Source organism: Staphylococcus sp. GDY8P67P (genome assembly GCF_017892545.1).
Lineage (GTDB): Bacteria > Bacillota > Bacilli > Staphylococcales > Staphylococcaceae > Staphylococcus > Staphylococcus ureilyticus.
Genome location: NZ_JAESLH010000021.1, coordinates 22,865 through 37,292, shown reverse-complemented (window position 1 = coordinate 37,292; position 14,428 = coordinate 22,865). Strand labels below are relative to the sequence as shown.

Genomic DNA, 14,428 nt, shown 5'->3' with positions numbered 1-14,428 from the left:
GTAAGACTTATGCATGAGCATAAAAAAGAAGCTGGTACATAATCAATGCGTACCAACCTCATTTCATATTGACAGTAGATGATGAACTAAAAATTTAAAGTCCCACTTCCCAACTTGTTGGGTTAGTGGGACTTATGCATGAGCAGAAGCTCAGGTAATCCTTAAAACCACTTCCCAACTTGTTGGGTTAGTGGGGCTTATGCATAAGCAACAGCTCAGGTAATCCTTAATACCATCGTTGTCGGGTTAAACGACGACATCTGTTTAATAAAATTAGATATCGTCGCTCATTCCCTTAAAACTTGAAAAGAAGAGGTAACTCATGACTTCTTTTATTTAAGCAGGAATTAAACTTGCTAATTTATGCGCTTTAATCTGTTAAACTATCTACGATAATCATTTCATCATAATTAATCGCTTCACGTAATTTTAGCGCAGTAACTTCACTAATTTCTTCATCTTCAGAAAGTTCATTCAAAACACGACGCTGTTCTCTAAGTGCACCCAATTTAATTTTAGTAATTGAAGTTTCACTTTTTGGATTAAAGAAATTAGAAGGCGTTAAGTTTTCTATTCTCATTAAATAACTATCACAAATCATACCAACTTCTAATTTATTTGCTTCAGTTGTTTCCTTACCTAAACGACTGACTACACGATAATGCACTGTTCTCATAACATTAGAAATTTCTCTCAAGTTTTCAATCACTGATAATGAGGAAGCTGCATTTGTTCTCACTTTTGTTTTAATTCTACTTTTTAAGACAAACGTTTTCACTTCAACTTTAATACGTTGAATGAGAGATGATTGTTTATAAACCTGAGTACGTTCCGCATAGCGCATATAGTTATCTAGGATATTTGTTGTTATATCGCCATTAGATACCAAACTATTCAACGTATTATTTTCAACATCAAAAGCAATTTTTTGTAATCGTTCTAACTCTTTAGTATTTTCATCTTCGTTCTCAACAGTTTTAAGAAATGCTAATTTGTCATGGTATTCTTTGATAACATTTCCATATAAATAACTTGATTCTTCAGAGGATAATTTATTTAAGTGTTCTATAACTTTTTCTAAAATATACACCCGTGCTTGTTTAAAGTTCATACCGTGTTGCTTTGGTTGAACCGCATTAGGTGTCACAATAGGTAATAAAACCTGTGCAATAATTAAACTCATAATGACCATACCGGATGCGATAAATAATAAGTCATCTCTAAATACGAAAGAATGATGATCAGCCAACATATAAGGTAATGTCAAAGCAATCGCTAAAGATATTGTCCCGTGTACGCCACACAATGTCATAATAAAAGCATACATACCACGTTTCGGTGGTTTCTCTGTGACTTTCGTATTATCTTCATAATTCGTTAGTATTTTTTGGAATGGGCTAATTGGTAAATAAAAATAAGGATATAAAACAAACACCCATAAAAATCTAAATAAATAAATTGCTAAAGCAATTAAAACTGTGACTACAATTAGAAAAATAAAATTATGGGGTTCATTTTCTATAATTCTGCCAACAAGTTCTGGAACTAAAAATCCTAAAATGGAAAAAACAAAACCGTTTAATGCATAACCCAATATATTCCAAGTATGGTTATAACTCATTTGTAATCTAGTACGTGCCTGTGCAATACGGTCACGTTCAAACCCATGAACCAAGCCTGCTACTACAGCTGCAATAATGCCTGACGCATGAAACATTTCAGCAACGAGATATGTAATAAAAGGCGTCACAAGTTGTATAAACGTAAACATATTTATATTTTCTATACCTCTTCTAGAAAGTGATACTCTAAACCTAACAAGTGCCACGCCAATAATTAAACCTACAATAAATCCACCAATAGAAGATATTAAAAACTGTTCAACAGCATTCACCATTGAAAAGCCACCCGTAATCAATGCAGCTACAGCAATTTTAAAAGATATGATACCAGCGGCATCATTTAATAATGACTCACCCTCTAAAATTGTCATAGAGCCTTTAGGGAGTACTTTACCATTCGTAATTGCTTGAACAGCAACGGCATCAGTTGGACATAAGATTGCGGCTAGCGCAAACGCAGCAGCTAACGGTAACTCGGGCCAAATCCAATGCACAAATAAACCAACTACGATTACTGTGGTTACTACAAGACCTAATGCCATCATTAAAACAGGTTTGATATAACGTCTTAAATGTACACGAGAAACTTTTACACCTTCAACAAATAATAGCGGTGCTATCAGAGCAACCATAAATAATTCTGAATCAAAATGGAATTCGACGGGAACTGGGGTAATATACAGTAACATACCGAGTATAATTTGTATAAAAGCTAAAGGGATTTTAGGTAATAAAATATGAACTAAAGAACTTGCGATTACTACAGCTAAAAATATAAGTATTGTTTCAAATATTTGCATGGTTTCACCTCTTTTCAACATTTAAACTTTCATAATTGCTGAGGTTGAAACAAAAATACAATCGTTTTATTTATGAACATATTGTGTCTCAAACTCTTTCATATCTTTGTTTGTATGAACAATGATATTTGTCAGATATGTACTTTTTAACATTAACACAATTACAAATATATATAATTTTATCATTTTTTTAGCAGACGCTAAAATGTATTGCACTTCAACAATGATAAAATTTTGTTATTCTACAAACACCACGATGCCAATCAAATAACATCATATATAGAAATAGCGGGTTGGAAATCAAACTTAACTTTGATTTCCAACCCGCTTAATCAAATACATAATTTCCAAATCAGTTATTTTCAAGCAAATAAATAGATGCTTAAATAACTGATTTATTTAATTTAATACATATCCTGATCTTTTTCATTCATTTTACGTCTACGCTCTTCCCGTATTTGAGCACGCTTTTTCAATTGTTCAAATGTATCATTTTCTGAAGCGCTTAATAAGATACTTGTTTGTTTAGGTGCATCACTTTTCCTGTACATATAAGCGCCCGTTCGGTATGCCGCTCTTGATATCAAGTGTCCACCTACTGGAGATGTTAAATTGATAAATACCAATGCCAAAATCATCCGAACACTTAAATAACCTTGTGAAGAAATAAAATAAATGACAACACCTACAAGTGTTAACAATACTGATAATGTTGAACTTTTCGTAGAGGCATGACTTCTTAAAAAGACATCTTGGAACTTAATCAGACCGATCGCACTAATTAAAGCGATAATACTACCCAAAAACATCATAAAAGCTGCAATTAAATTAACGATTTCGCTTGTTATTTGCATTAAAGACATGCCCCCCTTCTATAAATCTTGAAATAGAAACGGTGCTTACAAACGAAATGATCGCAATCAATAAGATAGAATCTAAGAAAGAAAAGGTACCAAAGACAACACTTAACACACCGACAGTTGACATTAATATAGCACTAGCAGTATCAAATGCAACCACCCTATCAGCTGTCGTCGGTCCTTTTACTAACCGAAACAATGTTAAGATAAGTGCTATCCCAAATAAAATAATTGAACTTGTAATAAAGAAATTTATCAGTGATTCGATCATTCTGCCACCTCCAATATGAGTCCTTCATATTGTCTTATACTTTTAAGCAGTTTCTGTTTTTCTTTTTCAGAGATATCAATTGCATGGATAAAAATCTTTTTTCTCTCTTTTGAAATTCTAATAACCGTTGAACCCGGTGTAATGATAATTAGAATAGTCAAAAATGAAACTTCCCAATCAGTTTCTAAAGTCGTTTCATACCTAACTAAACCAGGATTTAAGTCTTTCGTTTTAAATAAAATGTAGTTGATTGTTGTCATACTTGATGTAATTAACTGATATAAGTATACCGTTAAAAATTTAAATGCTACCCAAACCTTTTTCAAATAAAATTGTTGGCCAAAAAAACGATGTAGGATATAAATAACGACTAAACCAATAAGATAACCTGAGAAGAAGGTAGAAGCTTTAAATGATTCTTCATCTTGAAATAACACCCATAAAAATGCAATGACCATATTAAGTAAGACTTGTCTCATTATTTCTCCTCCTTCACTAAATGAGGATTGACCATTTTTTCATATAATCCATCATCCATGTTTAAATGGGTAGCATTGTCAGTTACTTTGAAAATCAGTGGAGCTGCCAGCCCCATACCAATAATTGCGGCTACAAGGATACCAATCAAACCTTTACGATATTTAGGAATTGGTTTGAAGTCTATATGTTCACCTTTATCAGCATTACCTAAATACATTGTGAAGAAAATTCTAAACAAGCTAAACATACCAATCAGGCTAGTTAAAATCATCAAAGTTAAGCCTATATAATTACCATTTTCAACAGCACCTTTAAAAATAAACACTTTTCCTGGGAAACCGCTAAATGGAGGAACACCGCCAATGGCCAAAATCATTACCACAAATGCCACACCGAAGAATGGTTCTCTTTTAGCTAAACCATATAAATTTTTATATTGTCGATAACCAGTAATATATACTAAGCTACCAATAATAAAGAATAGTAAAGTTTTCACAACAATGTCATTTGTAAGATAAAAAATAGCACCATTGACACCTGAAATTGTATTTGAACCTAGACCTAAAATAATAAAACCTATAGAAAGAATCACTTGATATGCCGCAATTTTTTTAATATCTCGATAAGCTAAGACACCAAATGCGCCAATCAACATCGTGATACAAGACAAGACAACCAATAGTGGATGTGTAATACCACTATAATCATCAAATAACAATGTGAAAAAACGAATCAAGGCATAAGCGCCGACTTTTGTCATTAATGCCGCAAATAATGCTGCTAATTCAGTATTTAAAACAGCATATGCTTTTGGAAGCCACATGAATAATACAAGCGCAGCTTTTGCACCAAATGCAATTAAAAATACCATTGAAATAATTACTACTGAACTTTCACCCTGCATCTCAGTTAATCTTTGCGCTACTAAAGCAAAGTTTAAGGTGCCAGTAAGTTTATATAGTAAGCCGATACCTAATAATAATAACCAAGAACCTAAAATATTAAGTACAACGTAAATAATCGCTGCACGTAATTGTTCTACTGATTGTCCTAACGTAATTAACACAAACGACGCGAGCAACATTACTTCAAACATAACATATATATTAAATAAATCTGCAGTTAAAAATGAACCAATAACGCCTACTGTTAAAAACAGAATAAAACTCGGTAAGTAATAGCGAATTGCTCTTTTTTCTCTGCTACCAAAACCATACGCCATAATTAACGTAACGACAAAACTAGATGTCGTGACCATGAGTAAACTCAATGAGTCACCAACAAATTGAATACCATAAGGCGCTTTCCAACCACCAAAATCTAAAGCAATTGGCTTATGTTTCATAACGTAAATCAACAACAATAAAGATATGATTGTCGTAATAGACATTGTGCCGATTGAAAAAATTCTTGATAATCTGCTATGTGTACGGATAAACACGAGTACAAGTGCACAAATTGCTGGAAGAAGTAATGGCAGAATTAACAAATTACTCATCATTATCGTCATCACCTCTTAACACATCAATTTCATCTTCTTTAGTTACTCGATACGTTCTATATACGAGTACAAGTAAAAATGCAGTCATAGCAAAACCTATCACAATAGCAGTCAATACAATAGCTTGCAATAACGGATCTACGAAGTTTTTACTCCCTTCACCAATAAGCGGTTCTACCATATTCTTACCATAGCGTCCCATGCTCATGATAATTAAATTTCCTGCGTGTGTATAAATTGAAATACCTATGACGATACGGATTAAATTGACTGATAATATCATATACGTTCCTATAAATATTAAAAAGCCAATCACCATTAACAATATCAAATTCATGAGCGACCACCACTTATGGATAGCATCACTGTTACAACAACGCCTACGACCGCTAATACAATACCCGCTTCAAAAAGTGTCACAGTCGTTAAATGTACTTCACCTAATATAGGCAATTGGACATATGCATCGGTTTGGTAAAGGAACGGTTTACCAAAAAACATTGGTATCACAGCAGTAGCAAATGATACTAATGAACCGATAATCATTAATATCCTAAAATCAAGTGGTAAGGCGACTAATACTTGTTTAACGTCGAAGGCCAAGAACATAAGTAAAAATGCAGAACTGAATACAAGTCCACCGATAAATCCACCACCAGGATTATTATGTCCTGCTAAAAATAAGTAGAACCCGAACGTTAACAATATAAATACAACAATTTTAGTAATTGTTCGTAAGACTACATCATTCTCTTTCATCTTGACCCCTCCGTTCTTTAAAGTTAAGTAATGTATAGATACCCAATCCAGCGATGATTAATACCATACCTTCAAATAAAGTATCCATAGCACGAAAATCACCAAGAATCGCATTTACAATATTTTTACCACCTGCCAGTTTATATGCATCATGATAAAAAGTTGAAATCGTTGGCATCGTTTCACCCTGTTGTGCAATGAAGACAAGCGTGACTACAGTAACTGCCATCATCAATGAAACGATAATTTTAACAGCTTCTCGTTTCTTATGAACTTTTGAGCGTGGTACGTTTGGTAAGCGTGAAAAACTAACAATAAACAATATTGTAGTTATTGTTTCTACCACTAATTGTGTCAATGCTAAGTCTGGTGCTTTCATTAAAATGAAGAATATCGTTACACAATAACCAATAATACCGTTTAATATTACCATCGTTAAACGTTGACGAATAAACGTTAAAGCAATACCTAAAATAAAAACAACAATTAACGTGATGATTTCTAACGGCCCGAATTCACTGACATGTATCTGTTTAACGTCAGGAAAACCAGCTTGGATGATGCCATAAACAACAACTATAATGAAAACAGCTAACGTTAATATAATATAATGATTCAAACGGTTATTCATCAATGTACGAATACTGTACCCTGAATAATTTTCAAATTGCTTATATGAGTCTAAATAAACATCTGTTATAGATTTGACTCTAATTTTTTCAGATTGTTTTTTCCAATCAATTTTAAGCGCCGCTATAAAACCTACAACAATAACAATAAAACTTAACAATAGCGGTAAATTAAATCCGTGCCATTGTGAAATATGCGGTGCAATAGCATCTACTTTTTCTCCAATTGTGATACTTCGTAATGCCGGTAAAATAATATGATGTCCAAATAAATTTGGCACAAAAAACACTATCGGCAACAAAATCATCATAATTGCAGAAGGTAGCGTAAATAGAAATGGTTCATGAGGATTTTGTACTGGTGAATCATTATGTTTAATGTCTCCCCAAAAAACTTCCTTAATCATGTAAACTGCATAAATGAGCGTGAAAATACTAGCAACCACGCCTATTACTGCAATAATAATTGTTAAAATGATATTAAATTGTGGTAATTGATATGAACTTACTAAACCATCAAAAAACATTTCTTTACTTAAAAAGCCATTAAGAAATGGAATACCAGCCATAGATAAAGCTGAAAGTAACATAACTACATGCGTAATTGGCAGTACTTTTCTTAATCCAGATAATCGACGTATATCCCTTGTACCAGTTTCATGATCAATGATGCCGACACCCATAAACAAGGCACCTTTGAATAATGCGTGATTCATTAAATGGAAAAGTCCAGCGAAGAGAATAAGGCTATATACTTTAGACAGTTCACCTGTCGTATGTTGTGCAAAGCCACCACCGAGACCGACCATAGAAACAATCATACCTAGTTGACTGATTGTAGAATAAGCTAAAATACCTTTTAAATCATATTGTCGCGTAGCATTAACTGCCCCAAAAATCATCGTTATCAAACCAACAAAAGTAACACAATAAATATAAAAGTCACTTAGCCCTAAAACAGGTGTGAATCTAAATAGTAAAAATATACCTGCTTTTACCATTGTGGCAGAGTGTAGATAAGCACTCACGGGTGTCGGTGCTTCCATAGCTTTTGGCAACCAAATATGGAACGGGAATTGTGCTGATTTCGTAAATGCACCTAAAAGCAACAAGATAATAATCGGTATAAACAACTGACTATCCGCTATTTTATCACTTTGTGCCATTATCGATGTAATAGAATTTGTACCCGTAACAATATAAATCATGATAAAACCTGTTAATAGTGCAAGACCACCAAAAACTGTAATCATAAATGATTGGATAGCGCCAAATTGACTTGCACCTTTCCCGTACCAATAGGCAATGAGTAAGAAAGATGATACACTCGTCAATTCCCAAAATACATACATCAAAATTGTATTATTTGCTGTAACAATACCCAGCATGCTGAACATAAATAACAAGATATATATATAAAAACGTGGTAAATGATCATGTTCTTTTGATAAGTATTGTGTAGCATAATAAAATACTGCTAGACCAATGAGTGATATTAACAAACTAAAAAATAAACTTAATCCATCTAATCTAAAATCTATATTAATATCCAATAATGTAAGCCAAGGGATTTTAATTGCTACAAATTGTCCTTTCATTACTTGTGGCAATTGCCATAGAAAGTAAACAGAAGAAATGATCGGAGCTATTAAAGCGATTGGCCCAGCAAATTTATGAAAACTTCGTTTCGTCATTGTGAGCAAAAGTACCATCATAATTAAAACAATAGCACTCATTAAATAAACTAAACTCATCCTATACCCCCTTTAACTATAATTTACAAATTTAAAGCAATCGTTGTTTTGCTAGCTTTTGTAGAAATACCTATAAACTTCATCGTTTCAAAAGTTGTTTGATGTCCTAAGTACTTTTGAATAATCGATATTGAAATACCCGATTGATAAGCATGATATGCAAATGTTTTACGCAACGTCGTCAAACCAATATGTAACATCCCTAAATCTTCTGCAGCAAGATGAATAATACGATAAGCTTGCTGTCGGGATAGACCTTTCAATGTCCTATTAGACTGAAATAATAACTCATCATTCTTCAATTGTTGTTCTGATATATATGTCATTAATTCATTTCTCAAAGTTTCTGGTAACCTAATTTGAATTTTAGGTGCATGCATCTCTACCCAATAGTGTTTGATATCATCATCCTCTATTTTTACATCACTTACATTTAAATTTAATAATGAGGAAAGTTTCACACCAGTATGTATCGCAAACTTAAACAATAGATAATCACGCATGGATTTGGCTTTTAAAACCTCATACATCGCTTTTATCTCATTAGTATTCCTAATAGGATCTACTTGATTCATAAATTCACCTCTGAATTAATTAATGTTGCATATTTAATGATATATCATGTTTTTGTCACATGAAAGTATTTTGTCTAATTTTTTCAAATTTTTTTAACCTATTTAAAATTAAACAACGATATATATAGTGAAAGGAGGTTGGACAAATGAATCAAATCAGTCACTTAGCCGTCACTATGTCGCGTCTAACATATGACAAAGATGGAAAAGCCACACAGTTTAAACGTCACTTCGCAAATCTGAATACGCAAGCAACAACGGATCAAATTAAAAGTTTTAAATCTATCATCGAACAAATCACTGGCGAAAAATTTGAAACAGTAGAAATCATCAAAACTGAAACAGTTAATTAAGGAGGTTAAACACTATGAGTCAAACGTTAGAACTTATATTCAATGATGCTGTTAACAAAGACATTAAATTACAATTACCCAAAATAGAGCATTTCATCAATGAAAGTACGGTTAAAGATGGAATGAATAAATTAATTGCTTTAGATATCTTACGCCCTAAGTCGGGAATCCCTACAACAGTACGAGCTGCACAAATCATAGATAAATCTACAAAATTAATTTTTGAAAACTAAATCAATTATTTTTGAAACATATACAATTTTCTAGTGAAGTAGAATAGTCACAAAAAGTTGATGTAAGCAAATTACACAAGCAATAGCAGCAGCCCTATGTACCTATACATGAGGCTGCTCGTTTGTTTTAAATAAAAAAAGTGACAAAACAACGAATCAAATTGTATTCGCTGTTTGCCACATATACTATATTATCGATGATTACTTTTGTTTCTAAGCGGTCTTAGCCTAACAGTATCACCGAAAAAAATTTTACTTTTCCCTAATTTTTTACACATTGCGTACTGACCAAAAACTTCTGTCACTTGAGCAAGATTCTTATATGATTTTCTAGGATTTAATACTTCAATAAATTGTTCTTTTTGAATACCTTCATTACTTCCCGCACCTATAAAAAAAGTCTCTTCATCTAATAAGCGTATGATCGAAAGTTGTTTCAATGTAAATTGTCACCACTTCTATATATTTTTAAACCATCAAAAATTCATCTTACTAATTTTTATAGGTCTTGATGTTTAATTTCAATTTAATAATTTTCTTTTTATTATAACATCAACATAAGCATTTTATTATATTTCATTAATTGTGTACATTATTTTATACTTTTCTTCTCTTCGATAAATAGAAATGAGCATAGGAAAATCCACACCTTTCCTATATAATATAATTATCTTAGGAGAAAGCGTGATTTAATGATTTTTTTATATTTAGTGGGAATTGTAGCTGGGATGGTTGTTCCTTTTCAAACTTCGATTAATTCAAGATTAAGTCTTTATACGAAATCTTCATTCTATGCATCTACAATTTCGTTTGCTACTGGAACCATCTTTTTAATCTTAATCAATTTAGTTACCAATCCACATGTCTTTACTACTAACTTTTATACGAATCAGTCATTGAGTTACATATGGTTTGTCGGAGGTATATTAGGCGTTATTTTTCTTACAGGAAATTTATTATTGTTGCCAAGATTAGGTGCCTCTTTAACCGTCGTAATGACAGTTGCTGGTCAAATTATTATGGGCGTTACAATTGATACTTTTGGTTGGTTTGGCGCAGATGTTGAACCTTTTACTATTTTTAAAGTACTTGGCATTCTCTTTTTAATGCTCGGAATTATACTTATGAATTATGTGCGTAGCAACCCGAAAGATAAAAACATGAATACGCAAGTATACATTTGGTTGATTATCGGTTTCATATTTGGTTTTTGTCCACCAATACAGACCGCAATTAACAGCGCATTAGGTCAACAATTACATTCATCGATTTTAGCATCTTTAATTTCATTTGCGATTGGTACCATAACATTATTCATTTTAACTTTGCTCTTTAATAGAACGCTTAAAATGACGGCGTACAATCAGCACAAAGGTAAATTAAAACCAATTTATTTCATTGGTGGTGTTCTTGGCGTGATTTTTGTCACTACTAATATTATATTGATGCCACATCTCGGTGCTGCCTTAACAACAATTATTGTGATGTTAGGTCAAATGTTAATGGGCATAATTATTGATCACTTTGGATTATTAGGCACATATGTGAATAAAATTACGAAACGAAAAGTCGTTGGAATCATCGCCATGATGATTGGCATAGTGCTTTTAAGATTATTTTAAGTCATAACAGCTTAAGATGAAGGATAGTAGTTAATTTAGTTTAAAATGATTATGTCGTGCCACCTGCAATAATAGCAATGGTTCGGTGAACTTAATAATGAGAGGCTAAAACAATTAATTTGTTGTAGCCTCTTTTTTCTGTGGCGCAATCATTATAAACGCAGTATAATCAGTACAAAAATACATCTAGAGGTGACCAATCTTTGAAACGTATCTTTATCATATTAGCCACATTATTAACCCTTTTTAGCACAATCGCCCTGTCCCTATGGTTTTATTTAAAATCACAAAGTAATAACTTTGAAAAACAAATTGAAACAATAAAAGTAACTTATAAAAAATCACCACTTCTTATCGGAAGACAAGAACCTTCTCAGTTGGTATCAATCAATTATAATCCTTCTCAAGGCGCTATCCACGACTGGTTCGTAAAAACCGAATCAAAAGTAGCACAAAACCAACCACTTTTTGAGTATTATAACCCTCACATTGAACAACTCATTACACAAAAACAAAAACTATTAGCTCAACTCACTAAGACGAGTAAACCTACTTCAACAGAACTTATTAACTTAAAAACTGAAATTTCCCACTTACAATCTAAATTGCGCACAACAATTTTTTCACCGATTTCTGGCACTATTATTATAAATCCATCGCGTATGTTTTCACAAAATCTTTCCTTTATTCAAATCTATGATCCTAAGCCTGTCATAAGAGCAGAAATTTCTGAGACAGAAAAAAATGTCTTACATATCAAAGACAAAGTGAAGATAACGAGTGATCTTACAAATAATAGTTTTGGTACGATTACACATATTGCTAAACTTCCAATCAATCAAACAAATTTATCTAAACCATCTAAATATTTGCTTGAAATTTCACCAAATTCTGATTACTTTTTTGGTAAACATGTAAAAATCGAAAAACCAACTACACAGATAGAAATACCAAGTACTGCAATAGGTAATGGACAATTTGTTTATTTACTAAGTAATAAAAAATTTATTAAAAGAGTTATTAAATCAGAAAAATCGGGTAATAAAAAAACTATGCTTATCATTGAAGGTTTAAAACCTGGAGATATCATAGCTAAAAATGTTGATACTGTGCGGCCCAAAAATTAGATGTACACAGTATAAACACATTAAATCTTTAAAATATAATTTGTTTTTTACAGTTTTTATCAAATAGTGGTAAATTGTAAATGTATAGCAATTATTATAATTAAATGATTGGTATTTAAATAATTGAATTAATAAATTTAAACATTACCGTACCGTTTAATCAGTTTTTTGTTTACTTGCTATTTTAATTTAGTTATAATAAACTAAATAATGCTAGTTTTAATATATTTTACCCAAATATATTAGAGCTGTAAATTATGACAAAAACTTTGTATTCAACTTTGAATTAAGACAAATTATTATACAAAAACATTTTTAATATGTATATTAGATTGGGCATATAAATTAGGGAGGAATTAAGAATGGCTATCACCAAAATTAACGATTGTTTTGAACTATTAGCAATGGTAACGTACGCTGATAAATTAAAAAGTATTATCAAAAAAGAGTTTTCAGTAAGTTTCGAAGAATTCGCTGTATTAACATATATTAGTGAACACGAAAGTGAAGAATATTATCTAAAAGATATTATTAACCACTTAAATTATAAACAACCTCAAGTTGTTAAAGCAGTTAAAAATTTATCTCAAGAAGATTATTTTGATAAGAAACGTAATGAACATGATGAAAGAACAGTTTTAATATTAGTTGATTCTAAACAACGCAAAAAAATCAATGAATTATTATCACGTGTTAATAAGCGTATTCAAGAAGCAAATGACGAAAAAGAAGTATAACTAACTTTAGCTTCCCACATATCATACCTATCAACACCAAAAACCACTTCGCTGAACGAATTCAGTGAAGTGGTTTTATATATGTTTTGAAAAATTTTTAATGTTTCATCCTACCTGATTTGTGCACTTTTATGTTATTGAATGTATTAGACTTTTTAACGCTAAATATTTATCGTTTGAAATCAAAAAATAAACATCGCATTGCTTCATCAATATCAGCGTTCTGAATATTCATTTGTTTTTACAAACGCTAAAAATACCTCTAGAAAGTGAATGGGTTCTTCTATATGAGGTGCATGTCCTGACTGGTTAAATTCAACCATTTCTAAATTGTGAAACACTTGATCGTATTTGCGTTTCATTTCTTGAGTGATCAATGGATCATAAATTCCATTTACAATTAATGTGGGAATATTGGTTTGTTCAAGTACAATATTTTGATTAAATACAGGGAATTCCATTAATGCTCTTGTTGCTACTGCACTTTCTTCAGCTGACTGTCTATTATAAATCAACTGGGACTGAAACCATTTTTTAGCTTTTTCTTGATCTTTATACATATAAGGTAATAATAAAATTAAAGATTCAGATTTATCAAAGCCTTCTATTTCATCTTCATGTTCAATCATTAATTTATTTAACTCTAATACACTATCAATAAGATTACATGCAATTAACGTTAATGATTCAACCTTGGATTCATATTTATCGACAAAATGTTTAGCAATCAGTCCACCCATATCATGACCTACTAAATGGGCTTTTTCAATATTTAGATGTTTCATTAATAATTTCAAATCTTCTACGTGGTCTTTTAAATGATATGCATTCGATTTCGATGATTTACCATGTCCTCTAACATCATAAGTAATAACATCATAATTTTCTTTTAATTCATCTTTCAAAGTACATAGGGAAGCTAGATTACCATCTAAACCATGAATTAAAATTACAGGAAAGCCTAGACCCTCACGGATGTATGCCAATTCAGTGTTACAACTAATCTGTACTTTTTCCATTGTGGGCCACCTCCTTATATGATTTATATACCCTCGTTTTATAATGCATATGCTCAATTTCAAATATTTAACGGCAATCTTTAGCT

16 protein-coding genes are annotated in these 14,428 nt (G+C 31.7%); 5 read left to right on the top strand and 11 right to left on the bottom strand.

Going from position 1 to position 14,428, the window contains the following annotated elements:
• Positions 1-370: 370 nt before the first annotated feature.
• The 9 genes from KA833_RS07905 to KA833_RS07865 all read right to left on the bottom strand — a co-directional run bounded on the left by KA833_RS07905 (position 371) and on the right by KA833_RS07865 (position 9,251).
• Entirely contained in the window at positions 371-2,422 is a 2,052-nt protein-coding gene (locus KA833_RS07905) for a cation:proton antiporter (RefSeq protein ID WP_046207311.1), read from the bottom strand.
• 404 nt (positions 2,423-2,826) lie between these two features.
• A complete protein-coding gene (locus KA833_RS07900) occupies positions 2,827-3,276 on the bottom strand; it encodes a Na+/H+ antiporter subunit G (RefSeq protein ID WP_046207310.1) in 450 nt (149 codons plus the stop codon).
• On the bottom strand, positions 3,251-3,553 hold the full coding sequence (gene mnhF2 / locus KA833_RS07895; RefSeq protein WP_046207309.1) for a Na+/H+ antiporter Mnh2 subunit F: 303 nt from the start codon (positions 3,551-3,553) through the stop codon (positions 3,251-3,253). The genes KA833_RS07900 and mnhF2 overlap by 26 nt, the downstream gene beginning before the upstream one ends.
• Positions 3,550-4,032: a Na+/H+ antiporter Mnh2 subunit E gene (gene mnhE2 / locus KA833_RS07890; RefSeq protein ID WP_040029960.1), complete on the bottom strand. Its 483-nt coding sequence runs from the start codon at positions 4,030-4,032 to the stop codon at positions 3,550-3,552. The genes mnhF2 and mnhE2 overlap by 4 nt, the downstream gene beginning before the upstream one ends.
• The gene (mnhD2, locus tag KA833_RS07885; protein ID WP_210127991.1) at positions 4,032-5,534 is read right to left on the bottom strand and encodes a Na+/H+ antiporter subunit D; all 1,503 of its coding nucleotides are present in this window, start codon (positions 5,532-5,534) and stop codon (positions 4,032-4,034) included. Before mnhD2 ends, mnhE2 begins: the two co-directional genes overlap by 1 nt.
• Complete coding sequence (gene mnhC2, locus KA833_RS07880) at positions 5,524-5,871, bottom strand: Na+/H+ antiporter Mnh2 subunit C (protein WP_019468411.1); 348 nt, start codon at positions 5,869-5,871, stop codon at positions 5,524-5,526. The genes mnhD2 and mnhC2 overlap by 11 nt, the downstream gene beginning before the upstream one ends.
• Positions 5,868-6,293 (bottom strand): Na+/H+ antiporter Mnh2 subunit B, encoded by a 426-nt coding sequence (gene mnhB2 / locus KA833_RS07875; RefSeq protein WP_019468412.1) that lies wholly within the window; start codon positions 6,291-6,293, stop codon positions 5,868-5,870. Before mnhB2 ends, mnhC2 begins: the two co-directional genes overlap by 4 nt.
• A complete protein-coding gene (locus KA833_RS07870; protein WP_210127989.1) occupies positions 6,280-8,676 on the bottom strand; it encodes a DUF4040 family protein in 2,397 nt (798 codons plus the stop codon). The genes mnhB2 and KA833_RS07870 overlap by 14 nt, the downstream gene beginning before the upstream one ends.
• 23 nt (positions 8,677-8,699) lie before the next feature.
• On the bottom strand, positions 8,700-9,251 hold the full coding sequence (locus KA833_RS07865) for a tyrosine-type recombinase/integrase (protein WP_046207306.1): 552 nt from the start codon (positions 9,249-9,251) through the stop codon (positions 8,700-8,702).
• A gap of 146 nt (positions 9,252-9,397) precedes the next feature.
• On the opposite strand from KA833_RS07865, the gene sroA reads away from it, so the two are divergent.
• Positions 9,398-9,604 (top strand): sigS mRNA-stabilizing protein SroA, encoded by a 207-nt coding sequence (gene sroA / locus KA833_RS07860; RefSeq protein ID WP_046207305.1) that lies wholly within the window; start codon positions 9,398-9,400, stop codon positions 9,602-9,604.
• 14 nt (positions 9,605-9,618) lie between these two features.
• Positions 9,619-9,837, top strand: a complete 219-nt coding sequence (locus KA833_RS07855; protein WP_046207304.1) for a DUF2922 domain-containing protein — start codon at positions 9,619-9,621, stop codon at positions 9,835-9,837.
• 191 nt (positions 9,838-10,028) lie between these two features.
• Here the strand turns inward: KA833_RS07855 and KA833_RS07850 are convergent, their stop codons facing one another.
• Entirely contained in the window at positions 10,029-10,277 is a 249-nt protein-coding gene (locus tag KA833_RS07850) for a hypothetical protein (protein ID WP_046207303.1), read from the bottom strand.
• Positions 10,278-10,529: 252 nt separating this feature from the next.
• Between KA833_RS07850 and KA833_RS07845 the strand changes: the two genes are divergently transcribed.
• The 3 genes from KA833_RS07845 (at position 10,530) to sarA (ending at position 13,323) form a co-directional block, all read left to right on the top strand.
• Positions 10,530-11,459, top strand: coding sequence for a DMT family transporter (locus KA833_RS07845; RefSeq protein ID WP_046207302.1), 930 nt, complete (start codon positions 10,530-10,532; stop codon positions 11,457-11,459).
• Between the two features lie 203 nt (positions 11,460-11,662).
• Positions 11,663-12,586, top strand: coding sequence for an efflux RND transporter periplasmic adaptor subunit (locus KA833_RS07840; RefSeq protein ID WP_210127987.1), 924 nt, complete (start codon positions 11,663-11,665; stop codon positions 12,584-12,586).
• A gap of 362 nt (positions 12,587-12,948) precedes the next feature.
• A complete protein-coding gene (gene sarA, locus KA833_RS07835) occupies positions 12,949-13,323 on the top strand; it encodes a global transcriptional regulator SarA (protein ID WP_019468421.1) in 375 nt (124 codons plus the stop codon).
• A gap of 215 nt (positions 13,324-13,538) precedes the next feature.
• Here the strand turns inward: sarA and KA833_RS07830 are convergent, their stop codons facing one another.
• Positions 13,539-14,342 carry an alpha/beta fold hydrolase gene (locus KA833_RS07830; RefSeq protein ID WP_192946094.1) on the bottom strand — a complete coding sequence of 268 codons (804 nt, stop codon included), beginning with the start codon at positions 14,340-14,342 and terminating at the stop codon, positions 13,539-13,541.
• Between the last annotated feature and the right edge of the window lie 86 nt (positions 14,343-14,428).

What these genes read in the sequence shown, in the direction of transcription:
- KA833_RS07845 (WP_046207302.1), top strand. Translation starts at nt 10,530, where the DNA reads ATGATTTTTTTATATTTAGTGGGAATTGTAGCTGGGATGGTTGTTCCT.
- KA833_RS07900 (WP_046207310.1), bottom strand. Translation starts at nt 3,276, where the DNA reads ATGCAAATAACAAGCGAAATCGTTAATTTAATTGCAGCTTTTATGATG.
- sarA (WP_019468421.1), top strand. Translation starts at nt 12,949, where the DNA reads ATGGCTATCACCAAAATTAACGATTGTTTTGAACTATTAGCAATGGTA.
- KA833_RS07905 (WP_046207311.1), bottom strand. Translation starts at nt 2,422, where the DNA reads ATGCAAATATTTGAAACAATACTTATATTTTTAGCTGTAGTAATCGCA.
- mnhD2 (WP_210127991.1), bottom strand. Translation starts at nt 5,534, where the DNA reads ATGATGAGTAATTTGTTAATTCTGCCATTACTTCTTCCAGCAATTTGT.
- KA833_RS07855 (WP_046207304.1), top strand. Translation starts at nt 9,619, where the DNA reads ATGAGTCAAACGTTAGAACTTATATTCAATGATGCTGTTAACAAAGAC.
- sroA (WP_046207305.1), top strand. Translation starts at nt 9,398, where the DNA reads ATGAATCAAATCAGTCACTTAGCCGTCACTATGTCGCGTCTAACATAT.
- mnhC2 (WP_019468411.1), bottom strand. Translation starts at nt 5,871, where the DNA reads ATGAATTTGATATTGTTAATGGTGATTGGCTTTTTAATATTTATAGGA.
- KA833_RS07865 (WP_046207306.1), bottom strand. Translation starts at nt 9,251, where the DNA reads ATGAATCAAGTAGATCCTATTAGGAATACTAATGAGATAAAAGCGATG.
- mnhE2 (WP_040029960.1), bottom strand. Translation starts at nt 4,032, where the DNA reads ATGAGACAAGTCTTACTTAATATGGTCATTGCATTTTTATGGGTGTTA.
- KA833_RS07830 (WP_192946094.1), bottom strand. Translation starts at nt 14,342, where the DNA reads ATGGAAAAAGTACAGATTAGTTGTAACACTGAATTGGCATACATCCGT.
- mnhB2 (WP_019468412.1), bottom strand. Translation starts at nt 6,293, where the DNA reads ATGAAAGAGAATGATGTAGTCTTACGAACAATTACTAAAATTGTTGTA.
- KA833_RS07870 (WP_210127989.1), bottom strand. Translation starts at nt 8,676, where the DNA reads ATGAGTTTAGTTTATTTAATGAGTGCTATTGTTTTAATTATGATGGTA.
- mnhF2 (WP_046207309.1), bottom strand. Translation starts at nt 3,553, where the DNA reads ATGATCGAATCACTGATAAATTTCTTTATTACAAGTTCAATTATTTTA.